Raw genomic sequence first — 22,490 nt, 5'->3', positions numbered from 1 at the left:
CCCGCGCCTTGCGCGCTTGTGCGATCAGGAAGAGGAGGCTGGTAACCGGTGTCAAGTCCTGCGCGCCCTTGGCGACGGCTTGTCGCGGCGCGAGGCTTGGCCGGTCTAGGGGCGGTCGAAGCGCGGGCCATCCAGCACATAGGGCACCACGCCGCGCTCGTTCTCGGGCACGTGCAGGGCGCGATCCAGGGGCGGGAAGGCGCGCTGGGTGCAGTCGGTGCGCTCGCAGATGCGGCAACTGACGCCGATCCGGGCGGCGGGGCCGTTCAGGTCCAGACCGGCGGCATAGACCAGCGACCCGGCGTGCTCGACCTCGCACCCCAGGGACAGGGCGTAGCGGCGGTCGTTGGCGAGGTAGGAGCCGCTGGGCTTGGAGACGCTGCGGGCGATGGAGATGTAGCGCGAGCCGTCGGGCATCTCGGCCAGCTGCACCCCGATTCGGTCGGGCGTGGCGAAGGCTTCGTGGACGTTCCACAGGGGGCAGGCGCCGCCGAAGCGGGCGAACTGGAAGCGGGTGGCGCTGTGGCGTTTGGTGATGTTGCCGGCCATGTCGACCCGGGCGAAATAGAAGGGCACGCCGCGCCAGCCGGGCCGTTGCAGGGTCGAGAGCCGGTGGCAGACCTGTTCGAAACTGACCTGGAACCGGGTGCGCAGGCGGTCGATGTCGTGCTTTTCCGCCCGCGCCGCCTCCAGGAAGGCGCGGTAGGGCAGCAACAGGGCGCCGGCGGCATAGTTGGCCAGGCCGACACGGGCCACGTCGCGCGCGGCCTGGGTGCGGAAGGCGGCCTGGTCCAGCTCGGCCTCGATGAGGTCGCGGAAGGACAGCAGGGCCAGCTGGTGGGCCAGCTGGAACGACCGGGTCGCGCCGGGCTGCCAGGCGTCCAGGGTGAGTATGCGACTGGCGGGATCATAGCGGCGCAGGGCCTCCTGACCGGCCACATAGACTGTCCGCACCCCGTGCCGGTCGGCCAGCACAGTCTCCAGCGCCCGTTCGATCGGGCCGTCCTGGGGGACCGCCGCCGCCAGGGCCTCGGCCGCCGTGTCCAGGCTGTCGACGTAGTTGTCGCGGTAGTGGAAGAAGTCGCGGACCTCCTCATAGGGCAGCAGGGCGACGCGTGCGCCCAGTTCGTCGCGGCCCAGGGTGTCGTCCAGCGCCTTCACCCGCTCGTCCAGCTGGCGGAAGGCCTGGTGCAGGGCCAGGAACTGGTGGGCCAGGCGCGGGGTGTTGGCGACGGCCTGTTTCAGCTCGGCCGCCGTCGGGGGCTCGGCCCCGCCGCTGACCGGGCCGGCGATGTCGGTGGTGGCCTCGCGCAGGTCGGCGATCAGGCGGGCGTCGCCCTCCAGATCGAACAGGCTGGCGTCGATATGAAAGGCGCGGGTCAGGGCGATCAGGACGCGCGCCGTCGCCGGCCGCTGATTGGTCTCGATCTGCGACAAATACGACGGCGACAGGCCCAGCCGCTCGGCGCAGGCCTCTAGCGTCCAGCCGCGCGCCTCGCGCAGCTTGCGCAGCTTGGCCCCCAGGAAAAGCTTCTCAGCCATTCGCAAGTTTGCAGTTCATCGTCGCCGCCTTTGCAAGTCCGCGCAGTTCCGCACCTTTTGCAAAGTTGCGTTTGCCATTTTGCGATGAAGGCGCCACGCCTTGCCGTTCGAACAAGAGGCCGAAACCGATCATGACTCAAGCCATCCTTGAAGAACTGGAGCGCCGCCGCGCCGCCGCCAAACTGGGCGGTGGGGAAAAGCGTATCGCCGCACAGCACGCCAAGGGCAAGCTGACGGCGCGCGAACGCATCGACGTTCTGCTGGACGAGGGCTCCTTCGAGGAGACCGACATGTTCGTGGAACACCGCAGCCACGACTTCGGGATGCAGGACCAGCGCATCCCCGGCGACGGGGTGGTGACGGGGCGCGGGACCATCGGCGGGCGGCTGGTCTATGTCTTCTCTAAGGACTTCACGGTGTTCGGCGGCAGCCTGTCGGGCGCCCATGCGGCCAAGATCGTCAAGCTGCAGAAGATGGCCCTGACGACCGGCGCGCCGATCATCGGCCTGTTCGACGCGGGCGGGGCGCGGATCCAGGAGGGGGTGGAGAGCCTGGCCGGCTACGCCGACATCTTCCTGCAGAACACCCTGGCCAGCGGCGTGATTCCCCAGATCAGCGTGATCATGGGGCCGTGCGCGGGGGGCGACGTCTATTCGCCCGCCATCACCGACTTCATCTTCATGGTGAAGGACACGAGCTACATGTACGTGACCGGCCCCGACGTGGTGAAGACGGTCACCAACGAGGTGGTCAGCCACGAGGACCTGGGCGGGGCGCGGGTCCATGCGGGCAAGTCGGGTGTGGCGGACGGGGCGTTCGAGAACGATCTGGAGGCCCTGTCGGAGGTGCGCCGCCTGATCGGCTTCCTGCCGCTGTCGAACCGCGAAAAGCCGCCGGTGCGCGAAAGCTATGACGAGCCCGAGCGGGACGAGCCGAGCCTGGACACCTTGATCCCGGCCAATCCGAACCAGCCCTATGACATGAAGGAGCTGATCCTGAAGGTGGTCGACGAGGCCGACTTCTTTGAGATCGGGGCCGACTTCGCCAAGAACATCATCTGCGGCTTCGGCCGGCTGGACGGCCAGACGGTCGGGATCGTCGCCAACCAGCCCCAGGTGCTGGCGGGGGTGCTGGACATCGATTCAAGCCGCAAGGCCGCGCGGTTCGTGCGCTTCTGCGACGCCTTCGACATTGCGCTGGTGACCCTGGTGGACGTGCCGGGCTTCATGCCGGGGACTAAGCAGGAGTACGGCGCCCTGATCAAACACGGGGCCAAGCTGCTGTTCGCCTATGCCGAGGCGACCGTGCCGAAACTGACCCTGATCACGCGCAAGGCCTATGGCGGCGCTTATGATGTGATGAGTTCGAAACACCTGCGCGGCGACGTCAACTACGCCTGGCCCACCGCCGAGATTGCGGTCATGGGCGCCAAGGGCGCGGTCGAGATCATTTTCCGCAAGGAGGCCGGCGACCCGGCGGCCCTGGCCGCGCGCGAGGCGGAGTACAAGGACCGGTTCGCCAATCCCTTCGTGGCGGCGGGCCTGGGCTATATCGACGACGTCATCATGCCGCACGGGACGCGGCGGCGGCTGGTGAAGGCGCTGCGGACGCTGAAGAACAAGGTCCAGGAGAACCCCTGGAAAAAGCACGATAATATTCCGCTGTGATGGTGGTTCGTTTGTCCGCTATCCCCTTTTCGTCATCCTCGGGCTTGTCCCGAGGATCCAGAATCCCGGTGTCGAACGTGGGCCGCCGGCCTCACCGGCGCTGCGTCATCGGCTGGGGCGCGCCGTTGAAGACCGGGAGTCTGGATCCTCGGGACAAGCCCGAGGATGACGGTTTTGGGAGGGGAGGGTCACTCTTCCGGCGGAATCCAGTTTCGATAGACTTCCGGGTCAGGCTCGGCGCCCGACGCGCGGACCAGGCCGGTGAACAGGTCGTCCCAGTGCGGATTGGTGCGTTCGATCAGATTGGCCTTCCAGTCGCGCGGCCAGTGTTTCAGCGTTTTTTCGCGCTGAATCGCGCCGACAATGGTGTCATGGAACTCGTACCAGACCAGGCGTTTGAGACCGTATCGCTTGGTGAAGCCGTCGATGACGCCCGCGCGATGCTGGCCGATGCGTGTGATCAACTGGCTGCTGACGCCGACATAGACGACGCCGTGCATCCGATTGGCCATCATGTAGCAGCCGATCATACTGTCCGCCGTCACCATCGCATCCCCCACCGCTTGGCAGAGGAAGTATAGCCATGTTCTCCAAAATCCTCATCGCCAACCGGGGCGAGATCGCGGTTCGGATCATCAAGACCTGCCGCCGCATGGGCATCAAGACCGTGCAGGTCTATTCGGAGGCCGACGCCGGATCGCTGGCGGTCGAGATGGCCGACGAGGCGGTGCTGATCGGGCCGGCGCCGGCGGCGCAGTCCTATCTGCTGGCGGACAAGATCGTCGAGGCGGTGCGCCAGACGGGGGCGCAGGCGGTGCATCCGGGCTTTGGGTTCCTGAGCGAGAACGCCGGGTTCGCGCGGCGGCTGAGGGACGAGGGGATCGCCTTCATCGGCCCGAACCCCGAGGCCATCGAGGCCATGGGCGACAAGATCAGCTCCAAGAAGCTGGCGGCCGAGGCGGGCGTCTCGACCGTGCCGGGCCATATGGGCCTGATCGAAACGCCGGACGAGGCGGTCAGGATCGCCAATCAGATCGGCTATCCGATCATGATCAAGGCGTCGGCCGGCGGCGGCGGCAAGGGCATCCGCGTGGCCCATTCGGACGCCGACATGGCCGAGGGGTTCGCGGCGGTGAAGGCCGAGGCGCTGAACGCGTTCGGCGATGACCGGGTCTTTCTTGAGAAGTTCATCATCGACCCGCGCCACATCGAGATCCAGGTGCTGGGCGACAAGCACGGCCATGTGGTCCACCTGTTCGAGCGCGAATGTTCGATCCAGCGCCGCAACCAGAAGGTCATCGAAGAGGCGCCCTCGCCCCTGCTGGACGAGGCCACCCGCGCCGCCATGGGGGCGCAGGCCGTCGCCCTGGCGCAGGCGGTGAACTATGACAGCGCCGGCACGGTCGAGTTCGTGGCCGGTCAGGACAAGAGCTTCTTCTTCCTGGAAATGAACACCCGGCTGCAGGTCGAGCATCCGGTGACGGAGCTGATCACCGGGGTCGATCTGGTCGAACAGATGATCCGTTCGGCCTGGGGCGAGGCCCTGGCCTTCGAACAGAAGGACCTGTCGATCAACGGCTGGGCCATAGAGAGCCGCATCTACGCCGAGGATCCCTATCGCGGCTTCCTGCCGTCCATCGGGCGGCTGGTTCGCTATGAGCAGCCCGAAGAAGGCGACCAGGGAGATTACACCGTCCGCAACGATTCCGGCGTCCGCGAGGGCGACGAAATCAGCATGTTCTATGACCCCATGATCGCCAAACTGTGCGCCTGGGGCGAGACGCGCGAGGCGGCGGTGACGGGCATGGCCCGGGCGCTGGAGGACACCCACCTGTCGGGCCTGGGGCACAATGTGCCCTTCCTGGCGGCGGTGATGGACCAGGACCGGTTCAAGTCGGGCGAACTGTCGACCAGCTACATCAAGGACGAATTCCCGGACGGCTTCCACGGCCTGCGGCCGACGCAGGCGCAGGAGCGAATCCTGATCGCCTCGGCCATCGCCATGCACGAGGTGATCGCCGAACAGGACGGCGATCCGTCGAACCGCACCGACTGGATCGTGATGATCGACAAGACCCCGCACGGGGTCGGCCTGTCCTATGACGAGGACGAGGAGATGATCCTGACCCTGACGGGCGGGGGCGACATCCGCCTGTCGGACATCGACTGGCGGCCGGGCTTGGCTCAGTTCAAGGCCGAGCTGGACGGCGAGCCCTTCACCGCCGAGGTCAAACGCGTGGCCGACGGCTTTGATATTCGTCACCGGGCGGTGCGGGCGCGGGTGCGGGTGCTGAGGCCCCATGTCGCCGAACTGTATGCGCGTCTGCCGGAGAAAGCGGTCGCGGATACCTCGAAGATGGTGCTGTCGCCGATGCCGGGGCTGGTGGTGTCGATCCCGGTGGTGGTGGGCCAGGAGGTCAAGACCGGCGAGACGGTGGCCATCATCGAGGCCATGAAAATGCAGAACATCCTCAAGGCCGAACGCGACGGGGTGGTGAAGGCCGTGGGGGCCAAGGACGGGGATCCGGTGGCGGCGGATGACGTGCTGGTGGAGTTCGGGTGATGCGGAAGAACCCCTCCGTCTCTCCGCTGCGCGTCGATCCACCTCCCCATTTCATGGGGAGTAGACAGGGCGGTGACGCGTTTCCTCCCCACGCAGTGGGGAGGGGGACCGCGAAGCGGTGGAGGGGTTCTTACCGCCGCACGGGCGGTGAGGGCCGCGCATGACCTTCCCCACCCCCACGCCCCTCGAATGGCGCCAGGCCGCCCAGAAAGCGCTGAAGGATCGGCCGATCGAGTCGCTGATGTCCCTCGACGCGGACCAGCTGGTGACGCGGCCGCTGTATGCCGGGGCGACGGGCGTGCAGCCGATCTTCGCGCCGCGTCCGTCCGACTCCGAAGGCCGGGCCTGGGATCTGCGGACCCTGGTCGAGGGGGATGACGCCGAGGCGGTCAATGAAGCCGTGCTGACCGATCTGGAGAACGGCGCCGCCTCGGTGGTGCTGAAGGGGCGGGTGCTTGAGGATTCCGCGCCGTTGGGGCGGGCGCTGGAAGGCGTGGCGCTGGAGCTGGCGCCGGTGGCGCTGGACGCCGGGATCGACGGGCCGGATGCGGCCAATGCTTTAGCCGTGGTGGCCAAGGGATCGCCGCGCGCTAAGCTGAGGTTTCACATGGACCCGGTCTCGGCCTTCGCCGAGGCGGGCGGGGCGCCGCGTTCGGTGGAAGAGCATCTGAGCTTGGCGGCCAATACGGCGGCGCGCCATGCGGGGGCCTATCCCGAGGCGAGCTTCTTCATGGCCAGCGGGCGCGCAGCGCACGAGGCGGGCGGGTCGGCGGCGCAGGAGCTGGCCTTTGCGGCCGCCAGCGTCGTGGCTCATGCGAAGGCGGCGGTCGAGGCCGGGATGTCGGTCGAGGCGGCCTTGCGCGGGACGGTGGTCAGCCTGTCGGTCGATGCGGAATATTTCGACGCCCTGGCCAAGGTCCGGGCCATGCGGCTGATCTGGGCCGCGTTGACGCGGGCCTTCGCGGTCGAGACGCCGGCGGTGATCGAGGCGCGGTCGTCGCGGCGGATGCTGGCGGCGCGCGATCCCTGGCCCAATCTGCTGCGGCTGACGGCGGCGGGGTTTGCGGGCGCCGTGGGGGGCGCGGACGTGGTGGTGCTGGACGGCTTCACCCGCGCCTCGGGTCGGTCCGACGCCTTCGCCAGGCGGCAGGCGAGGAACACACAGCTGGTGCTGATGGAGGAGGCCAATCTGGGCCGGGTCGACGATCCGGCGGCGGGCAGCTGGTATCTGGACGCCCGGACGCGGGATCTGGCCGAGGCGGGCTGGGCCGAGTTCCAGATGATCGAGGCCGAGGGCGGTCTGGTCGAGGCCCTGAAGGGCTCTGTCATCCAGCCCCGCATCGCCCGCGCCCGCGCCCTGCGCGAGGCCGCTCTGTCGAACGGCGCGGCTCAGATCATCGGCGTGACCAAATATGTCGATGCGGACGTGCGGCCGGCGCCGGTCGAGGCGGGCGATGAGGCGGCTGCGGCGGTGGAGCGGGTGTGCGAACCCCTGACGCCGATCCGTTTCGCTGCGGCCTTCGAGGAGGCGGGCCAATGAGCTTCCCTGACTTCAGCAAGATCGCCCTGAGCCTCGACGCGACCGGACAGGGGCCGACGCGCGACCCGTGGCTGACGCCCGAAGGGCTGACGGTCGAAACCGCCTATGGTCCCGACAGCACGGACGCGCTGGACCACCCGCACGGCCTGCCGGGGTTCGCCCCCTTCGTGCGCGGGCCCTATCCGACCATGTATGCGGGCAATCCCTGGACCATCCGCCAGTACGCCGGTTTCTCGACCGCCGAGGAGTCCAACGCCTTCTATCGCCGCAATCTGGCGGCGGGGCAGAAGGGCCTGTCCATCGCCTTCGATCTGGCGACGCACCGGGGCTATGACAGCGACCACCCGCGGGTGAAGGGCGACGTCGGCATGGCCGGCGTGGCCATCGACAGCATCTACGACATGCGCACCCTGTTCGACGGGATCCCGCTGGACCAGATGTCGGTGTCGATGACGATGAACGGGGCGGTTCTGCCGATCCTGGCCCTCTATGTCGTGGCGGCCGAAGAACAGGGCGTGCCGCACGCGGCCCTGACCGGGACCATTCAGAACGACATTCTGAAGGAGTTCATGGTTCGCAACACCTACATCTATCCGCCCGAGCCCTCGATGCGGATCATCGCCGACATCTTCGCCTGGACGGCGCAGGAGACGCCGAAGTTCAACTCGATCTCGATCAGCGGCTATCACATGCAGGAGGCGGGGGCCTCGGCCGATATCGAGCTGGCCTACACCCTGGCGGACGGGATCGAATATCTGCGGGCGGGCGTGGCTGCGGGCATGCCGATCGATCGGTTCGCGCCGCGCCTGAGCTTCTTCTGGGCCATCGGCATGAACTATTTCATGGAGGTGGCCAAGATGCGCGCGGGCCGCCTGCTGTGGGCCGAGGCGGTGCGGAAAGAGGGCGGGGTCGATCCCAAATCTCTGTCCCTGCGCGCCCACTGTCAGACTTCGGGCTGGAGCCTGGCGGCGCAGGACGTGTTCAACAATGTGCCGCGCACCATGGTCGAGGCCATGGCGGCGGCGGGCGGACAGACCCAGAGCCTGCACACCAATGCGCTGGACGAGGCCCTGGCTCTGCCGACCGACTTCTCGGCCCGGATCGCGCGCAATACCCAGATCCTGCTGCAGTCGGAGACGGGGCTGACGCGTGTGATCGATCCGTGGGGCGGCAGCTTCTATGTCGAGCGGCTGACGCACGAACTGGCCGAACGGGCGCGGGCCCATATGGCCGAGGTCGAGGCCCTGGGCGGCATGGCCAAGGCCATCGAGGCCGGGATTCCCAAGCTGAGGATCGAGGAGTCCGCCGCCAAGACCCAGGCCCGGATCGACACCGGCCAGCAGACGGTGGTGGGGGTGAACAAATATCTGAACCCCGTCGTCGACGATATTCCGATGCTGAAGGTCGATAATGCGGCGGTGCTGGCGGCCCAGATCGACAAGCTGAAACGGCTGCGGGCCGAGCGGGACCAGGCGGCGACCGATGCGGCGCTGGAGGCGCTGACGAACGGCGCGCGGGGGACCGCCAATCTGCTGGAGCTGGCGGTGCAGGCGGCGCGGGCCAAGGCGACGGTGGGGGAAATCTCCGACGCGCTGGAGGCCGCCTTTGGGCGGCATGTGGCGACGGTCCAGACCGTGTCGGGCGTTTACGCCAAGGAGGCGGGCAATGACCCCCGCTTCGCCCGCGCCCGCGAGATGGTGGCGACCTTCGTCGAGAATGACGGTGGGCCGCCGCGCATCCTGATCGCCAAGCTTGGGCAGGACGGGCATGACCGGGGCCAGAAGGTGGTGGCCACCGGATACGGCGACCTGGGCTTCGACGTCACCGCCGGCGCCCTGTTCCAGACCCCGTCAGAGACCGCGCGCGATGCGGTGGACAAGGGGGTCCATGCGGTGGGCGCTTCGTCCCTGGCGGCGGGGCATTTAACGTTGGTTCCCGAACTGAAGGCCGAGCTGGAGAAGCTGGGGCGGCCGGACATCATGATCGTGGTCGGGGGCGTCATTCCGCCGTCCGACGTCCAGCCCCTGCTCGATATGGGGGCCGCCGCCGTCTATCTGCCCGGCTCGGCCATCGCCGATACGGCGGTGGACCTGATCGAGAAGCTGAACCAGCGGCTGGGTTACGCCCAGCCCGCGCCTGCAAAGGACAAGTCATGATCGGCGCCTTGAACCATGTCGGGGTCGCCACGCCCTCCATCGCGGACTCGATCAAACTGTATCGGGATGTGCTCGGCGCCACCAAGATCGGCGAGCCCTTCGACCTGCCCGCGCAAGGCGTGAAGGTCTGTTTCATCGACACCCCGACGGCCCAGATCGAGCTGATCGAACCCTATGACGAGACCAGCCCCATCGTCGGCTTCCTGGCCAAGAACCCCAAGGGCGGACAGCACCACGTCTGTTTCGAGGTCGCCGACATTCACGCCGCCGTCGCCGAAATGCGCGCCAAGGGGGTCACGATCCTGGGCACGGGCGAGCCGCGCATCGGGGCGCACGGCACGCCGGTCGTCTTCCTGCATCCCCGCGACATGGGCGGGGTGCTGATCGAGCTGATGGAGACGCCGAAAGGCGCGCACTGATCGCTGGAGCTTTTCGCCAGCTTCGCCGTTAAGTTTGCCAACGGAAGACCTGACCATGATGCGCCGCCTGACCGCCTTCGTCGTCCTCGCCGCCCTGACCGGGGTCTCCGCCTGTCAGCAGGCCGAGCCGGAGCAGCCCACCGCTCCGGTCGAGCCCCAGCCGGCGCCTGCGTCCACTGCTCCGGCTGTCGGCTACGCCTGCGAGAGCGGGGCGATGGTCGAGGCGCGGTATCCCGACACGGCGACGGCGCAGCTGGCCTACAAGGGGCAGACCTATGACCTGCGCTCGGTCCAGGCGGCCAGCGGCGCTCGCTATGTCGGCTCGGGCGTCGAATGGTGGACTGCGCCGCGCGACGGTCAGGAGAAGGCGACCCTGAGCCGGCTCGGCCCCAACGAAGAGGTCGGGGTGGCGGTGCTGGAGCAATGCGCGCGGCCGGTGGCGACCGCCGTCGCACCAGTTCCGCAAGCCTTGCCGGAAGAGACAATCACGCCGGCGCCGGGCGGCGTCCTGCCTGCATCCACGCCGTGCAAGGGGCCGCAGCTGAAGCTGGCGGCCGAGGGCGGCGACGCAGGCGCGGGCAACCGGGTGCGCAACTTCAGCCTCCAGAACCTCAGCGCCCAGGCCTGCAGCCTGACGGGCTATCCGGGCGTCACCCTGCTGGACGCGCAGGGGCGGCCCCTGACCTCGATCCGCGCCGACCAGAGCCCCGGCAGCTATTTCCGTCAGGGGCAGGCGCCGACGCCGGTGGAGCTGGCGCCCCGGGCCAAGGCCTATTTCGAGGCGGCGTGGAGCGTCGTGCCGGACGAGACGATGCAGAAGACCTGTCCGAGCGTGGCCACCCTGCGGGTCACGGCGCCGAACGACACGGCGGTGGTCAGCCTGGCCTTCGCCTTCCAGCCCTGCGGCGGCAAGGTCCGCGTCAGCCCGATCCGCGCCGAGGCCGATCCCGCACCGGCGACCTGAGGCGGGTGGAAACCGATCGAAAATCGGCGTAGGTCGCGGCCCATGACCCAGAGCTTCTACGACCGCGTCGCCGGCGAACTGTCCGAGATCGACGCCCAGGGCCTCACCAAGCCCGAACGCATCATCGCCTCGCGCCAAGGGCCTGTGATCCAGGTCGCCGGACGCGACGTGCTGAACTTCTGCGCCAACAACTATCTTGGCCTGGCCGGCGATGAGCGCGTGACCCAGGCGGGGATGGCGGCGCAAGCGAAGTGGGGCGCGGGCACGGCCTCGGTCCGCTTCATCTGCGGCACCCTGGAGATCCACAAGGAACTGGAAGCGGCCATCGCCGCCTATCTCGGTTTCGAGGACGCCATCCTGTTCGCCGCCGCCTTCGACGCCAACGGCGGTCTGTTCGAGCCGCTGCTGGGCGAGAACGACGCCATCGTCTCCGACAGCCTGAACCACGCCTCGATCATCGACGGGGTTCGGCTGTGCAAGGCCAAACGCTATCGCTTCGCCAACTCCGACATGGATGAGTTGGAGAGCCGGCTGAAGGAGGCCCGCGCGGCGGGCGCGCGCGACATCATCATCGCCACCGACGGCGCCTTCTCGATGGACGGCTATATCGCCAAGCTGGACCAGATCCGGGCGCTGGCCGACAAATACGACGCCCTGATCATGGTGGACGACTGCCACGCGACAGGCTTCCTGGGCCCGCAAGGCAAGGGCTCGTTCGCCCACCATGGCGTCGAGGTTGACTTCGTCACCGGCACCTTCGGCAAGGCCCTGGGCGGCGCTATGGGCGGCTTCATCTGCGCGAAGAAATCGGTGGTCGAACTGCTGAAACAGCGAGCGCGGCCCTATCTGTTCTCTAACGCTCTGGCGCCGGCGGTCTGTGGATCCAGCCTGGAAGCCATCCGCATCGCGCAAGGCGCCGAGGGCGATGCGTTGCGCACCCGCTTGTCGGCAAACGCCCATCGCTATCGCGGGGCCATGTCGGACGTGGGCTTCACGCTGCTGGACGGCGAACATCCGATCATCCCGGTCATGCTGGGCGACGCCAAGCTGGCGCAGGATTTTGCGGCGCGGGCGCTTGAGCTGGGCGTCTATGTAATCGGGTTCTCGTTCCCCGTCGTGCCGCGCGGCCAGGCCCGCATCCGCACACAGATGTCGGCGGCGCATAGCTTCGACCAGATCGACCGGACGGTCGCCGCCTTCACGACGGCGGGCCGGGAGTTGGGCGTCATCTAGTTTTCTCCCTCTCCCCTTGGGAGAGGGCTTGAGCCTCGCAGAGCGAAGCGATGCGCAAGGCGAAAGGGTGAGGATCGGGTGGCCCCGGTTGAGGCGCGGCCCTCACCCTTTCGCGCAAGTCCGATCGCCCGATGGGCTCTCGGGCGCTCAAGCCCTCTCCCGCCGGGAGAGGGATCAGGTTGTAGGAGAGACGGCATGACCGACACGATGAAAGCCCTGGCCAAGACCGCGCCCGGCATCGGCCTTGAATTGATCGACGCGCCGATCCCCGAGGCGGGACCGGAAGATGTGCTGATCCGGGTGCATCGCACGGCGGTCTGCGGCACGGACATCCACATCTGGAACTGGGACGAATGGTCCCAGAAGAACGTGCCGACGCCGATGATCACCGGCCACGAGTTCGCCGGCGAGATCGTCGCCATCGGCAAGGACGTCGATCGCCCGCTGAAGATCGGCCAGCGCGTCTCGGCCGAGGGGCATGTCATCGACCTGAACTCCGAAGCGGCCCGCGCCGGCCATTTCCACCTGGACCCCAAGACGCGTGGCATCGGCGTGAACCGCCAGGGCGCCTTCGCCGAGTTCGTCGTGGCGCCGGCCTTCAACGTCATCGAACTGCCGGACGACGTGCCCTATGAGATCGGCTCGATCCTGGATCCGTTCGGCAATGCGGTGCATACGGCGCAGCAGTTCGACCTGCTGGGCGAGGACGTGCTGGTCACCGGCGCAGGACCCATCGGCATGATGGCCGCCGCAGTGGCGCGTCATGCGGGCGCGCGCACCGTGGTCCTTACCGACATCAACGACTTCCGGCTTGAGTTGGCGCAGAAGGTGGCGCCGGGCGTGCGAACTGTGAACACGACCAAGGAAGACATTCACGACGTCATGAAGGAGTTGGGCCTGAAGGTCGGCTTTGACGTCGCGCTGGAAATGTCGGGTTCGCCCATCGCCTTCAAACAGTGCGTCGACACCCTGATCATGGGCGGCGGCATGGCGCTGCTGGGCATTCCGGGCAAGCCGATGGAGACCGACTGGGGTGCGATCATCCTGAAGGCCCTATCGATCAAGGGCGTCTATGGCCGCGAGATGTTCACCACCTGGCGCAAGATGCTGGGCCTGCTGAAAGCCGGGCTGGACCTTAGCCCGCTGATCACGCACCGCCTGGGTTACGCCGACTACCGCGAAGGCTTCGAAGCCATGAAGTCAGGCCAGTCGGGCAAGGTCGTGCTGGACTGGGACAAGGCCGCCTAAGAGACGAGTACCGCTGATCAGACAGCCAGCAGCTGTTTGATCAGCGCCTTTTCGAACCCCTTGGTGTCCGACCCCGGCAAGGCCTTGCCGATTTCACCGCTTTCGAACAGGGCGAAGACCTTGGGGTGGACATAGGACGCGCGACAGACGGTGGGGGTGTTGCCCAAGAGGCCTGCGACCGCCTTGACGCAGACGGTGATCTTTCGCTTGGCGTCGGTGGGCGAGGTCGGGGCCTCGGTGTCACGCAGCGCCCGGGCCGCCGAGACGGTGCCGGCCCAGGTGCGGAAATCCTTGGCCGAGAACTGTTCGCCCATCGCCTCGCGGATGTAGGCGTTCACGTCGTCGGAATCGACCGGGCACAGCGTCCCGTCGTCCGTGCGGTATTTGAACAGCTGTTGGCCGGGCAGGCCTTCTAGCTGACGCACGACCTTGGCCAGGCGGCGGTCCTTAACGCTGACGCTGTGGTCCTTGCCGCTCTTGCCGCGAAACTCAAACGTCAGGGCCGCGCCGTCGACATCGATGTGGCGCTTGTGCAGGGTCGTCAGGCCATAGCTGCGATTCTGTTTGGCGTAGATGGAGTTGCCGACCCGGATCAGGGTGATCTCAAGCAGGCGCACAGCGGTGGCCAGCACCTTGTCGCGACAGACGCCGCGAAGGGCCAGGTCATGTTCGACCTTCTCGCGCAGTTTCGGCAGGGCGCGCGAGAAGGCCGGCAGCTTGTCGAACTTGTTCTCCGAGCGGGCCGTGCTCCAGTCGTTGTGATAGCGGTATTGTTTGCGGCCCTTCACATCCCGGCCGGTCGCCTGGATATGCCCGTTGGCCTTGGGGCAGATCCAGACGTCGGTCCACGCGGGCGGAATGGCCAGGGCGCGAATGCGGGCCAGGGTCTTGGCGTCCGACACAGTCTTGCCCTTGGCGTCGCGATAGGACCAGCCCTTGCCGGCGCGGCGACGGGTCAGGCCCGCGAACTCGTCGCTGCAATAGCTGAGGCCTTCGGGGACTTCGGCGGCGATGTCGAAGGCGTGCGATCCGTCGGCCATCAGCCGTTCGCCTTTTCAAGGCGGTCATGCAGCCGTTTGATCCAGCGCTCGGCCGGATCGCCGCCCCACAGCAGCCAGGCGATATAGCCGGCCGAAGGATCGGTGCGGCTGCCCCAACCCTTGCCGTCCTTGTCGACGGTGTGGCGGGCGAAATAGCTGTAGATGTCCTTGATGTCCTTGTCCGAGACGGGCTTCTGATCCGCCAACTGGTGGGCGCGGCGTACGCCGACCTCGGTGCCGCCCCGGTCGTGCTTGTCGCGCAGGTCGAGGCCGCGCTTGGCCTGGGTCGCGACGCCCTTGGGCGGCTTGCGTTGCGCGTCGGTGAGGGTGGTTTTGGCGGCCATCGCATCTTTCCGTACAAGGACTTAGGCCGAACGCCGTGTCTGGCGCGCGAGTTCCGCTTGACCGCGCGGGCCGGGCGCGGGACGAGGCGGCATGAACTATCGCCACAGCTTTCATGCCGGAAACTTCGCCGACCTGGTCAAGCACGCCCTGGTGCTGTGGCTGGTGAAGGCGCGGCAGGCGTCGGGGCCGCTGACGGTGTTCGACACCCATGCGGGGGCGGGGCTGTATGATCTGACGGGGGATGGCGCGCGGTCGAAGGAGGCCGAGGCCGGCGTGGCGCGGCTGATGTCCGCCGACGGGCGGACGCCGCTGATGGATGCGCTGGCGGCCGAGGTCGCGGCGCTGAATCCTGAGGGCGGGTCGCGGTTCTATCCGGGGTCGCCGTTGCTGATCGCGGACGCGCTGACGCCTGGCGGTCGGTATGTCGGGTTCGAGCTGAACCCGCCGGTGCGGGCCATGCTGGCCGAGGCGCTGACGGGGCGCGCGAACGCCGAGGCGCGCGAGGGCGACGGCTATGCGGCGGTGGCGGCGGAGGCGGCGAAGGTAAGCGGGCCGCTGGTGCTGATCGACCCGCCTTTCGAAAAGCCCGACGACTATATCCGCTCGGCCGAGACCGCGATTTCGGTGGTGAAGCGCGATCCGACGGCGACGGTGGCCATCTGGACGCCGCTGAAGGATCTGGAGACCTTCGACGGCTTCATCCGGCGGCTGCAGGGCAAGGCGGGGCCGACCTTGGTCGCCGAGGCGCGGCTGAGGCCGCTGACCAATCCGATGAAGATGAACGGCTGCGCCATGGTGGTGGTCAATCCGCCGGCGGGCGCGGAAGCGGCCGCGACCGAGATCTGCGGCTGGGTCGCGGGGGCGCTCGGCGAAGCGGGCGGACGGGCCGAGGTCTGGACCTTCTGACCGCAGTCACTAGGTTGATCGCATGACGCGCATCGCCATTCTGGAAACCGGACACCCGCCGGAGCATCTGAAGGACGATTTCGACGACTATCCAGCGCGGTTTCGGGCCCTGCTGGGCGAGGGCGTGCCGACGACGCGGTTCGACGTGCAGTCGGGGCATCTGCCCGAGGATCCGTCGGTCTTCCAGGGGGCCATCGTCACGGGGTCGGCGGCGGGGGTCTATGACGACCTGCCGTGGATCCCGCAGCTGATCGATTGGCTGAGGGCGGCGCGAGGGCGGACGCGGCTGGTCGGCATTTGTTTTGGGCATCAGGCGCTGGCCCATGCGTTCGGCGGGGTGGTCGAGAAATCGCCCAAGGGCTGGGGCGTGGGGCTGCACCGCTATGACGTGCGCGAGGATGCGCCGTGGATGCATCCGCGTGCGCGGACGATCGCCATTCCCGTGTCGCATCAGGATCAGGTGACGGCGATTTCGGACGACGCGCGGGTGATCGCCTCCAGCGGCTTCACACCCTACGCCGGTCTGGCCTGGGGACAGGATGCGATTTCGTTCCAGTGCCACCCGGAGTTCCAGCCGGACTATGCGGCGGCCCTGATCGAAGGGCGGCGGGGGACGCGCATTCCGCACCCGGTGGCGGATGAGGCGATCGACAGTCTGAAGCGGCCCAATGATCGGGCCGTGCTGACGGCCTGGATCCGCGCCTTCCTCCTGCTGACACCGCCGCCGGTCGAGGATTACGGCAGCGGGATCTAGAGGCCCAGAAGCCGGATCAGCGCCAGCGCCAGCCCCACTAGGGCGCCCAGCGACAGGATGACGGCGGCGACGACCCGACCACCGGCGCGGGCGACAGCGCGAATGTCGGTCTGCAGGCCCAGGGCGGCCATGGCGACGATGGTCAGCAGGCCTGAGGCGGCGGCCATGGGGGGCAGCGCGGCCTGCGGGATCAGATCAAACGAACGCAGGGCGATCATGACCAGAAAACCGATGATGAACCACGGCAGCAGGCGGTGCAGGCCCGGCTTGGCCGCCGTCGGCGCGCGGTCGCGGAAGATCAGCGAAAGCGCGAGGATGACCGGCCCCAGCATCAGCACCCGCACCAGCTTGACCACCGTGCCGGTCTGGGTGGCGACGGCGCCGAACGGTGCGGCGGCGGCCAGGACCTGCGGCACAGCATAGACGGTCAGGCCGGCCAGGGCGCCGTATTGCAGACCGTTCAAATGGATCAGGCCGCCCAGCAAGGGCAGGGCCAGGACAACAATCACGCCCAGCACGGCGGTGAAGGCGATGGAGGCGGCGACCTCTTCTCCATCCGCATCAATGACGGGCGCCACTGCGGCGATGGCGGAGTTGCCGCAAATGGCGTTCCCGCAGGCGACCAACAGGGCCATGCGCGGGTTCAGGCCCAGGGCGCGGCTGACGCCGAAACCGACGCCGATGGCCAGGGTCACCAGAGTGAAGATGCCCAGGACGAAGCCAGCGCCCAGCGACGACAGGGTCGCGGCGCTGACCGAGGCGCCAAGCATGACCACCGCCACCTCCAGCAAGGTCTTGGCCGAGAAGTCGATGCCGGCCTTGAACCGCACATCCGGCGTCCAGGCCGTGCGGACGGCGGCGCCCAGCAGTATGGCCAGCACCAGCGGCTCCAGCCAGACATGGCCGATGACGTCGCGCTCGATACTGGTCAGGCCGATGGCGGCCAAGGTCACCAGTAGGCAAAGCATGACGCCCGGCCGGATCGTGCGCCCGAACGCCACTGTCGAGGCCAGCCTCGGCGTCTGTGCGGGTGCGGGCAGGGCGGCGGCGGACTTCATGCGCGGGCAATGCGCCTGCTCTCGACGACGGTCCAACGGATAGTTATGGTCGTTTCAATCCGATTTGGAGATCAATCGTGACCCTGGAACGCCTGCGCATCTTCGTGGCCGTGGCCGAACGCGACCATGTGACGGCGGCGGCGCGGGCGCTGAACCTGACGCAGTCGGCTGTGTCGAACGCCCTGGCGGCGCTGGAGGCCGAGCATGACGTGCGGCTGTTCGACCGGGTCGGGCGCGGCGTCGTCCTGAACGAGACCGGCCGGGCCTTCCTGCCCGAAGCGAAGGCCGTGTTGGCGCGTGCGGCGGCGGCGGAGGCCGCGCTGGCGGACATGAGCGCCCTGCGGCGCGGGCGGTTGGCGGTGTTCGCCAGCCAGACCATCGCCAGCTACTGGCTGCCGCGCCGGCTGGTGGATTTTCACAGGGCCTATCCGGGCGTCGAACTGGCGGTCGAGATCGGCAATACGCGCGAGGCGGCCCAGGCCGTGCTGAGCGGCGCCGCCGAGATCGGCCTGGTCGAGGGGGCGGTCGACGAGCCGGCCCTGTCGCAGGTCCAGGTGGGGTCGGACCGGCTGGCGGTGCTGGTGACGCCGGACCATCCCTGGGCGACGCGACGACGGCTGAACGCGAAGGATCTGGCGGGCCAGCCGTGGGTGTTGCGCGAGGTCGGGTCGGGCACGCGTTCGACGCTAGAGGCGGCGGTGGGGGACATGGGTGTCGATCCCGCGACGCTGGCCGTGTCGATGACCTTGCCCTCGAACGAGGCCGTACTGGCGGCGGCCGAGGCGGGGGCGGGCGCCACGGCCCTGTCGGAAAGCGTGGCCTATGCGTCGGTGGCGGCCGGCCGCCTGGTGACGGCGCCCTTCACCCTGCCCGAGCGGCCGTTCCGGTTATTGAGGCACAGGGAGCGGTATCGCAGCCGGGCAGGAGACGTGTTCGTGGAGGCGATGAGTTAGGGCCACTTCACCGTCGGCGGCATGGACGACAGGATCGAGTCGACGTTGCCGCCGGTTTTCAGGCCGAACATGGTGCCGCGGTCGTAGAGCAGGTTGAACTCGACGTAGCGGCCGCGTCGGATCAGCTGTTCCTCGCGCTCTTGCGCCGTCCAGGGCTCGGCCATGCGGGCGGCGACGATGCGGGGATAGACATCCAGGAAGGCCAGGCCGATGTCGCGGGTGAAGGCGAAGTCGCGGTCGTAGTCGCCGGTGTCATGGTGATCGTAGAAGACGCCGCCGGTGCCGCGCGGCTCCTTGCGGTGGGGCAGGTAGAAATACTCGTCGCACCAGGCCTTGTATTTGGCGTGCCAGGTCGGGTCGTGGGCGTCGCAGGCGGCCTGCATGGCGGCGTGGAAGGTGACGGTGTCGGGATGGTCCTGGCGACGATCCGCCATCAGCACCGGCGTCAAGTCGCCGCCGCCGCCGAACCAGCTTTTGGTCGTGGCGATGAAGCGGGTGTTCATATGCACGGCCGGAATGCGCGGGCTGACCGGGTGGCAGATCAGGCTGATCCCCGTGGCGAAGAAGCGGGGATCGACGTCGGCGCCCGGCACGGTCTTGGCGTAGTCGGCGGGGAAGCTGCCGTGCACGGTCGAGACGTGGACGCCGACCTTTTCGAACAGACGGCCGTGCATCATCCCCATGACGCCGCCGCCGCCTTCCGCGCGGTCCCAGGCCGTGCGGACGAACCGGCCGGGTTCACCGGGAAACAGGTCGGCGGGCGCCGCGTCCTCCAGCGCCTCGAAGGCGGCGTGGATGCGGTCGCGCAGATGTTCGAACCAGGCGCGGGTCTCGACCTTCTTGAGGTCGAGCGGATCGGAAAATTGGGCGTCGCTCATGGCGCGCTTGAACCACGTCGCGGCGGCGGCGTCATCCGGACAGGTTGTCATAGAAGGAATCGCAGGCGCTAATGGCCGCCTGCCGTTTTCAGGAAGCCCGCCCATGATCCGTCGTTTTCTCTTCGTCACTGTCGCCGCCCTTGCCTTGGCGGGAGCGGCCCAGGCTCAGGATGCAGACGACGCGCAGGTGCTGGGCATCCTGAAGACGACGCCGCTGATCGATGGGCACAACGACCTGCCATGGGCCTTGCGACAGCAATATGGAAACGACGTCTACGCCGTTGATCTGACCAAGAACCTGGCGGCCTCGACCAAGCTGCACACCGATATCGCGCGGCTGAGGGCCGGGGGCGTCGGCGGTCAGTTCTGGTCGGTCTATGTGCCCGCCAGCCTCACGCCGCGCGAGGCCGTCGAAGAAACCTTCGAACAGATCGACACGGCCAAGCGGATCATCGCCGCGCATCCCGAGACCTTTGGCCTGGCCGAGACCGCCGACGAGGTGGACGCCGTGTTCGCGTCTGGCCGGATCGCCAGCCTGATCGGGATGGAGGGCGGTTATTCGATCAACGATTCGCTGGCCCTGTTGCGCGAATTCTATCGGGCCGGCGCCCGCTACATGACCCTGACCCACTCAAAGACCACGACCTGGGCCGACAGCGCGACGGACGCGCCGAAGTGGGGCGGCTTGAGCCCGTTCGGCGAGGAGGTGGTCAAGGAGATGAACCGGCTGGGCATGATGGTGGACCTGAGCCACGTGTCCGAGGAGACGATGTTGGACTCCATGCGGGTCTCGGATGCGCCGGTGATCTTTTCACATTCGTCGGCGCGGGCGGTGACGGATCATCCCCGCAATGTGCCGGATCGGGTGCTGCGGATGATGCCCCAGGACGGCGGGATCGTGATGATCAATCTGGCGCCGGGCTTCGTGTCCGAGGCGGTGCGGGCGTGGAACGGCGCCAAGGCCGGCGAGGAGGCGCGGCTCAAGACCCTGAACCCCGGCGATCCCGGCGCGGTGGAGGCCGGTCTGACGGCCTGGACCACCGCCAATCCGACGCCTCAGGCGGCCCTGGCCGACGTCGTCGCGCACATTCAGCATGTGCGCGAGGTGGCGGGCATCGACCATGTCGGCCTGGGCGCCGACTTCGACGGCATCGGCAGCCTGCCCGAAGGCATGGGCGGGGTGGACGCCTATCCGCGCATTCTCGCAGCCCTCATGCAGGCCGGCTGGACCGAGGCGGACATCCGCAAGATCGCCGGCGAGAACCTGCTGCGGGTCATGCGGTCGGTCGAGGCCGTGGCGGCGTCAAAGTCCGGCGAACGCCCGTCGGTGGCGCGGCTGGAGCCTTAAGCGGGAGCCATGTGCGCCTGCATGACGCGGGCGAGGTCACGTTCGATATCGTCGGCGCTATGTTGGGGCGTCACTTCAAGATAGGCGATGCCAGCGCGTTGGAGCGCAGCCTTCTTTACGGCGTCCCGGGCGTAGGCCGTGCCCTGATAGTGACCCTCGCCTTGGTATTCGATGGCCGCCAAGGGCCAGCCGCTGTTGGATATGACTAAGATATCGACGCGCTTGCTGTTGATGGCGCGAAAGGCGTCGTCGTCAGGTGATCGCAGAATTTCGCCAAGGCAAACCTGCGCCATCACGCGCCCCTTGATGTCGAGCCGCTTCATGGCCCGTTCGGCGGCATAGAAGACCGAGGCCTCTGCGCGTGACATCAGAGGTCGAGCCTGGAAAGCGGCGCCCATCACCGTGTCGAGTTGGCTCGTCGCGACTTGCGGCCGCATGGCGATTTTGACGCCAGGCCTGAATTTGGCGATGGCTGAACGACGTGCTGCACGTCGCTTGCCTCGCTTCCGACTGAGTTCCCAGCCGCCGACGATCACGAGAAAGACGATGATCGCCACCAGGGTCGGGGCCGTGTCCATCATGATCTGCATCCTCGTCTAATCTTCGAGATGTCTGCCTATCAATGCAGGATTGTGGAGGCCTTAGCAGACGAGGTAAACGCCGCTCACCCGATCCCGCCCGTCTGGCGCAGGCCTTCCCACAGGGCGATGCCGGCGGTGACGGACAGGTTCAGCGAGCGGGCCTGGGGGTGCAGCGGCACGACGACGCGGGCGTCGGCGGCGGCATGGACATAGTCGGGGGCGCCCGCGCTCTCCTTGCCAAACAGAAGCACGTCGTCGGGCTGGAAAACGAAATCGGTCAGCGGCGTGGCGCCGCGCGTCGTGAACAGCACCAGCCGCCCGGCGGGGCGATCCGCCTGGAAAGCCTCCCAGTCGGCGTGGCGGGTCATGTGCGACAAGGGGCCGTAATCGAGGGCCGCGCGCTTCATGGCGCGGTCGTCGAAACGAAAGCCGGTCGGCTCGATCACGTGCAGATCGACGCCGAAACAGGCCGACAATCGGATGCAGGCTCCGACGTTCTGAGGAATGTCAGGTTGAAAAAGGGCGAGACGCATTCTAAGGCCTGACATACGCGCGGCGAGGGGGTTTGTCGCGGTCTGTTTGCGAGCGTTTCGCAAGAAACGTCAGCAGCTTGCGTCCAAAGGGCGCAAGTCTCGGGCCGTCGGGGATTTCCGGCGTCTTTTGTTGGTTCGTGCCGTGGCTGGGAGAAGCTCCTGGGCTTCTTCCGCGGCGTTCGAGAGGTGGAAACGTGGCCGAATCGGTCGTGCATACGGAAGACACGCACAGCCCCCAGGGCGGTGATCCCAATCGTCGGGACTTCATTCACATCGCGGCGGGCGCTGCGGCGGTCGGCGCGGGGGCGATGATCGCCTGGCCGCTGATCAACCAGATGAACCCGGCGGCCGACACCCTGGCCCTGGCCTCGATCGAGTTCGACCTGACCAAGGTTCAGCAGGGCCAGCAGGTCGTGATCAAATGGCAGGGCAAGCCGGTGTTCGTGCGCTATCGCACGCCGGCCGAAATTCAGAAGGTCCAGTCGGAGGGCGCCGTCGGCAGCCCCCCGCAGACCGACGCAGAACGCACCAAGGCCGGGCACGAGCCCTATCTGGTCGTCGTCGGTTCGTGCACGCACCTGGGCTGCGTGCCCACGTTCAACGCAGGCGACTACGGCGGCTGGTTCTGCCCCTGCCACGGCTCGCACTACGACGCGTCCGGTCGCATTCGAAAGGGGCCTGCGCCCCTGAACCTGGTTGTGCCGGATTACGAATATACGTCCGACACCCGCGTCAAGATCGGTTGAGGACCAAGGGGGGATC

22 protein-coding genes are annotated in these 22,490 nt (G+C 67.7%); 13 read left to right on the top strand and 9 right to left on the bottom strand.

Annotated features, from left to right (window positions below; genetic code table 11):
* Window positions 1–105: 105 nt before the first annotated feature.
* Together ACP69V_RS10350 and ACP69V_RS10345 are read right to left on the bottom strand one after the other, a co-directional pair.
* Window positions 106–1,542 (bottom strand): helix-turn-helix domain-containing protein, encoded by a 1,437-nt coding sequence (locus tag ACP69V_RS10350; protein WP_426023749.1) that lies wholly within the window; start codon window positions 1,540–1,542, stop codon window positions 106–108.
* Window positions 1,535–1,675 carry a hypothetical protein gene (locus ACP69V_RS10345; RefSeq protein WP_156355832.1) on the bottom strand — a complete coding sequence of 47 codons (141 nt, stop codon included), beginning with the start codon at window positions 1,673–1,675 and terminating at the stop codon, window positions 1,535–1,537. The genes ACP69V_RS10350 and ACP69V_RS10345 overlap by 8 nt, the downstream gene beginning before the upstream one ends.
* Between ACP69V_RS10345 and ACP69V_RS10340 the strand changes: the two genes are divergently transcribed.
* Complete coding sequence (locus ACP69V_RS10340; protein ID WP_154726650.1) at window positions 1,674–3,209, top strand: acyl-CoA carboxylase subunit beta; 1,536 nt, start codon at window positions 1,674–1,676, stop codon at window positions 3,207–3,209. The genes ACP69V_RS10345 and ACP69V_RS10340 overlap by 2 nt on opposite strands.
* Before the next feature lie 188 nt (window positions 3,210–3,397).
* Here ACP69V_RS10340 and ACP69V_RS10335 read toward each other — a convergent pair whose 3' ends face one another.
* A complete protein-coding gene (locus ACP69V_RS10335; protein ID WP_426023748.1) occupies window positions 3,398–3,757 on the bottom strand; it encodes a GIY-YIG nuclease family protein in 360 nt (119 codons plus the stop codon).
* Between the two features lie 35 nt (window positions 3,758–3,792).
* On the opposite strand from ACP69V_RS10335, the gene ACP69V_RS10330 reads away from it, so the two are divergent.
* The 7 genes from ACP69V_RS10330 (at window position 3,793) to tdh (ending at window position 13,332) form a co-directional block, all read left to right on the top strand.
* Window positions 3,793–5,772 (top strand): acetyl-CoA carboxylase biotin carboxylase subunit, encoded by a 1,980-nt coding sequence (locus ACP69V_RS10330; RefSeq protein WP_426023747.1) that lies wholly within the window; start codon window positions 3,793–3,795, stop codon window positions 5,770–5,772.
* A 160-nt stretch (window positions 5,773–5,932) separates the two neighbouring features.
* Window positions 5,933–7,312, top strand: a complete 1,380-nt coding sequence (locus ACP69V_RS10325; RefSeq protein ID WP_426023746.1) for a methylmalonyl-CoA mutase family protein — start codon at window positions 5,933–5,935, stop codon at window positions 7,310–7,312.
* Window positions 7,309–9,468 (top strand): methylmalonyl-CoA mutase, encoded by a 2,160-nt coding sequence (gene scpA, locus ACP69V_RS10320; protein WP_426023745.1) that lies wholly within the window; start codon window positions 7,309–7,311, stop codon window positions 9,466–9,468. Before ACP69V_RS10325 ends, scpA begins: the two co-directional genes overlap by 4 nt.
* Window positions 9,465–9,887 carry a methylmalonyl-CoA epimerase gene (mce, locus tag ACP69V_RS10315; protein WP_304937187.1) on the top strand — a complete coding sequence of 141 codons (423 nt, stop codon included), beginning with the start codon at window positions 9,465–9,467 and terminating at the stop codon, window positions 9,885–9,887. The genes scpA and mce overlap by 4 nt, the downstream gene beginning before the upstream one ends.
* Window positions 9,888–9,942: 55 nt before the next feature.
* Window positions 9,943–10,851, top strand: a complete 909-nt coding sequence (locus ACP69V_RS10310; RefSeq protein WP_426023744.1) for a DUF4232 domain-containing protein — start codon at window positions 9,943–9,945, stop codon at window positions 10,849–10,851.
* 42 nt (window positions 10,852–10,893) lie between these two features.
* Window positions 10,894–12,084: a glycine C-acetyltransferase gene (locus tag ACP69V_RS10305; protein WP_426023743.1), complete on the top strand. Its 1,191-nt coding sequence runs from the start codon at window positions 10,894–10,896 to the stop codon at window positions 12,082–12,084.
* A 195-nt stretch (window positions 12,085–12,279) separates the two neighbouring features.
* Window positions 12,280–13,332 carry an L-threonine 3-dehydrogenase gene (gene tdh, locus ACP69V_RS10300; protein ID WP_426023742.1) on the top strand — a complete coding sequence of 351 codons (1,053 nt, stop codon included), beginning with the start codon at window positions 12,280–12,282 and terminating at the stop codon, window positions 13,330–13,332.
* A gap of 17 nt (window positions 13,333–13,349) precedes the next feature.
* Here the strand turns inward: tdh and ACP69V_RS10295 are convergent, their stop codons facing one another.
* Both ACP69V_RS10295 and ACP69V_RS10290 read right to left on the bottom strand, forming a co-directional pair.
* A complete protein-coding gene (locus ACP69V_RS10295) occupies window positions 13,350–14,372 on the bottom strand; it encodes a DNA topoisomerase IB (RefSeq protein WP_426023741.1) in 1,023 nt (340 codons plus the stop codon).
* Entirely contained in the window at window positions 14,372–14,716 is a 345-nt protein-coding gene (locus ACP69V_RS10290; protein ID WP_066550731.1) for a hypothetical protein, read from the bottom strand. The genes ACP69V_RS10295 and ACP69V_RS10290 overlap by 1 nt, the downstream gene beginning before the upstream one ends.
* Before the next feature lie 91 nt (window positions 14,717–14,807).
* On the opposite strand from ACP69V_RS10290, the gene rlmJ reads away from it, so the two are divergent.
* Both rlmJ and ACP69V_RS10280 read left to right on the top strand, forming a co-directional pair.
* Window positions 14,808–15,623, top strand: coding sequence for a 23S rRNA (adenine(2030)-N(6))-methyltransferase RlmJ (gene rlmJ, locus ACP69V_RS10285; RefSeq protein WP_426023740.1), 816 nt, complete (start codon window positions 14,808–14,810; stop codon window positions 15,621–15,623).
* Window positions 15,624–15,645: 22 nt separating this feature from the next.
* Window positions 15,646–16,377, top strand: a complete 732-nt coding sequence (locus tag ACP69V_RS10280; RefSeq protein ID WP_426023739.1) for a glutamine amidotransferase-related protein — start codon at window positions 15,646–15,648, stop codon at window positions 16,375–16,377.
* On the opposite strand, the gene ACP69V_RS10275 is transcribed toward ACP69V_RS10280, so the two are convergent.
* Window positions 16,374–17,435 carry a YeiH family protein gene (locus ACP69V_RS10275; protein WP_426023738.1) on the bottom strand — a complete coding sequence of 354 codons (1,062 nt, stop codon included), beginning with the start codon at window positions 17,433–17,435 and terminating at the stop codon, window positions 16,374–16,376. The genes ACP69V_RS10280 and ACP69V_RS10275 overlap by 4 nt on opposite strands.
* Window positions 17,436–17,512: 77 nt before the next feature.
* Between ACP69V_RS10275 and ACP69V_RS10270 the strand changes: the two genes are divergently transcribed.
* Window positions 17,513–18,388 carry a LysR family transcriptional regulator gene (locus tag ACP69V_RS10270; protein ID WP_426023737.1) on the top strand — a complete coding sequence of 292 codons (876 nt, stop codon included), beginning with the start codon at window positions 17,513–17,515 and terminating at the stop codon, window positions 18,386–18,388.
* Here ACP69V_RS10270 and hemF read toward each other — a convergent pair.
* Window positions 18,385–19,266, bottom strand: a complete 882-nt coding sequence (gene hemF, locus ACP69V_RS10265; RefSeq protein ID WP_426023736.1) for an oxygen-dependent coproporphyrinogen oxidase — start codon at window positions 19,264–19,266, stop codon at window positions 18,385–18,387. The two genes, ACP69V_RS10270 and hemF, sit on opposite strands and share 4 nt — an antisense overlap.
* A gap of 103 nt (window positions 19,267–19,369) precedes the next feature.
* Between hemF and ACP69V_RS10260 the strand changes: the two genes are divergently transcribed.
* A complete protein-coding gene (locus ACP69V_RS10260; protein ID WP_426023735.1) occupies window positions 19,370–20,614 on the top strand; it encodes a dipeptidase in 1,245 nt (414 codons plus the stop codon).
* Here the strand turns inward: ACP69V_RS10260 and ACP69V_RS10255 are convergent.
* The gene (locus tag ACP69V_RS10255; RefSeq protein ID WP_426023734.1) at window positions 20,611–21,204 is read right to left on the bottom strand and encodes a DUF2726 domain-containing protein; all 594 of its coding nucleotides are present in this window, start codon (window positions 21,202–21,204) and stop codon (window positions 20,611–20,613) included. The genes ACP69V_RS10260 and ACP69V_RS10255 overlap by 4 nt on opposite strands.
* A gap of 74 nt (window positions 21,205–21,278) precedes the next feature.
* A complete protein-coding gene (locus tag ACP69V_RS10250; protein WP_426023733.1) occupies window positions 21,279–21,728 on the bottom strand; it encodes a tRNA (cytidine(34)-2'-O)-methyltransferase in 450 nt (149 codons plus the stop codon).
* 194 nt (window positions 21,729–21,922) lie between these two features.
* On the opposite strand from ACP69V_RS10250, the gene petA reads away from it, so the two are divergent.
* Window positions 21,923–22,474 (top strand): ubiquinol-cytochrome c reductase iron-sulfur subunit, encoded by a 552-nt coding sequence (gene petA, locus ACP69V_RS10245; protein WP_426023732.1) that lies wholly within the window; start codon window positions 21,923–21,925, stop codon window positions 22,472–22,474.
* Window positions 22,475–22,490 lie beyond the last annotated feature (16 nt).

The organism is Brevundimonas sp. PWP3-1b1, assembly GCF_049896065.1.
Lineage (GTDB): Bacteria > Pseudomonadota > Alphaproteobacteria > Caulobacterales > Caulobacteraceae > Brevundimonas > Brevundimonas intermedia_B.
The sequence above is the reverse complement of the archived record's forward strand: the minus strand, read 5'-3'. Positions and strand labels throughout refer to the sequence as shown.

What these genes read in the sequence shown, in the direction of transcription:
- ACP69V_RS10350 (WP_426023749.1), bottom strand. Translation starts at nt 1,542, where the DNA reads ATGGCTGAGAAGCTTTTCCTGGGGGCCAAGCTGCGCAAGCTGCGCGAG.
- ACP69V_RS10260 (WP_426023735.1), top strand. Translation starts at nt 19,370, where the DNA reads ATGATCCGTCGTTTTCTCTTCGTCACTGTCGCCGCCCTTGCCTTGGCG.
- scpA (WP_426023745.1), top strand. Translation starts at nt 7,309, where the DNA reads ATGAGCTTCCCTGACTTCAGCAAGATCGCCCTGAGCCTCGACGCGACC.
- ACP69V_RS10305 (WP_426023743.1), top strand. Translation starts at nt 10,894, where the DNA reads ATGACCCAGAGCTTCTACGACCGCGTCGCCGGCGAACTGTCCGAGATC.
- ACP69V_RS10325 (WP_426023746.1), top strand. Translation starts at nt 5,933, where the DNA reads ATGACCTTCCCCACCCCCACGCCCCTCGAATGGCGCCAGGCCGCCCAG.
- hemF (WP_426023736.1), bottom strand. Translation starts at nt 19,266, where the DNA reads ATGAGCGACGCCCAATTTTCCGATCCGCTCGACCTCAAGAAGGTCGAG.
- ACP69V_RS10310 (WP_426023744.1), top strand. Translation starts at nt 9,943, where the DNA reads ATGATGCGCCGCCTGACCGCCTTCGTCGTCCTCGCCGCCCTGACCGGG.
- rlmJ (WP_426023740.1), top strand. Translation starts at nt 14,808, where the DNA reads ATGAACTATCGCCACAGCTTTCATGCCGGAAACTTCGCCGACCTGGTC.
- ACP69V_RS10275 (WP_426023738.1), bottom strand. Translation starts at nt 17,435, where the DNA reads ATGAAGTCCGCCGCCGCCCTGCCCGCACCCGCACAGACGCCGAGGCTG.
- ACP69V_RS10330 (WP_426023747.1), top strand. Translation starts at nt 3,793, where the DNA reads ATGTTCTCCAAAATCCTCATCGCCAACCGGGGCGAGATCGCGGTTCGG.
- ACP69V_RS10290 (WP_066550731.1), bottom strand. Translation starts at nt 14,716, where the DNA reads ATGGCCGCCAAAACCACCCTCACCGACGCGCAACGCAAGCCGCCCAAG.
- ACP69V_RS10255 (WP_426023734.1), bottom strand. Translation starts at nt 21,204, where the DNA reads ATGCAGATCATGATGGACACGGCCCCGACCCTGGTGGCGATCATCGTC.
- mce (WP_304937187.1), top strand. Translation starts at nt 9,465, where the DNA reads ATGATCGGCGCCTTGAACCATGTCGGGGTCGCCACGCCCTCCATCGCG.
- ACP69V_RS10340 (WP_154726650.1), top strand. Translation starts at nt 1,674, where the DNA reads ATGACTCAAGCCATCCTTGAAGAACTGGAGCGCCGCCGCGCCGCCGCC.
- tdh (WP_426023742.1), top strand. Translation starts at nt 12,280, where the DNA reads ATGACCGACACGATGAAAGCCCTGGCCAAGACCGCGCCCGGCATCGGC.
- ACP69V_RS10250 (WP_426023733.1), bottom strand. Translation starts at nt 21,728, where the DNA reads ATGCGTCTCGCCCTTTTTCAACCTGACATTCCTCAGAACGTCGGAGCC.
- ACP69V_RS10295 (WP_426023741.1), bottom strand. Translation starts at nt 14,372, where the DNA reads ATGGCCGACGGATCGCACGCCTTCGACATCGCCGCCGAAGTCCCCGAA.
- ACP69V_RS10345 (WP_156355832.1), bottom strand. Translation starts at nt 1,675, where the DNA reads ATGATCGGTTTCGGCCTCTTGTTCGAACGGCAAGGCGTGGCGCCTTCA.
- ACP69V_RS10280 (WP_426023739.1), top strand. Translation starts at nt 15,646, where the DNA reads ATGACGCGCATCGCCATTCTGGAAACCGGACACCCGCCGGAGCATCTG.
- ACP69V_RS10335 (WP_426023748.1), bottom strand. Translation starts at nt 3,757, where the DNA reads ATGGTGACGGCGGACAGTATGATCGGCTGCTACATGATGGCCAATCGG.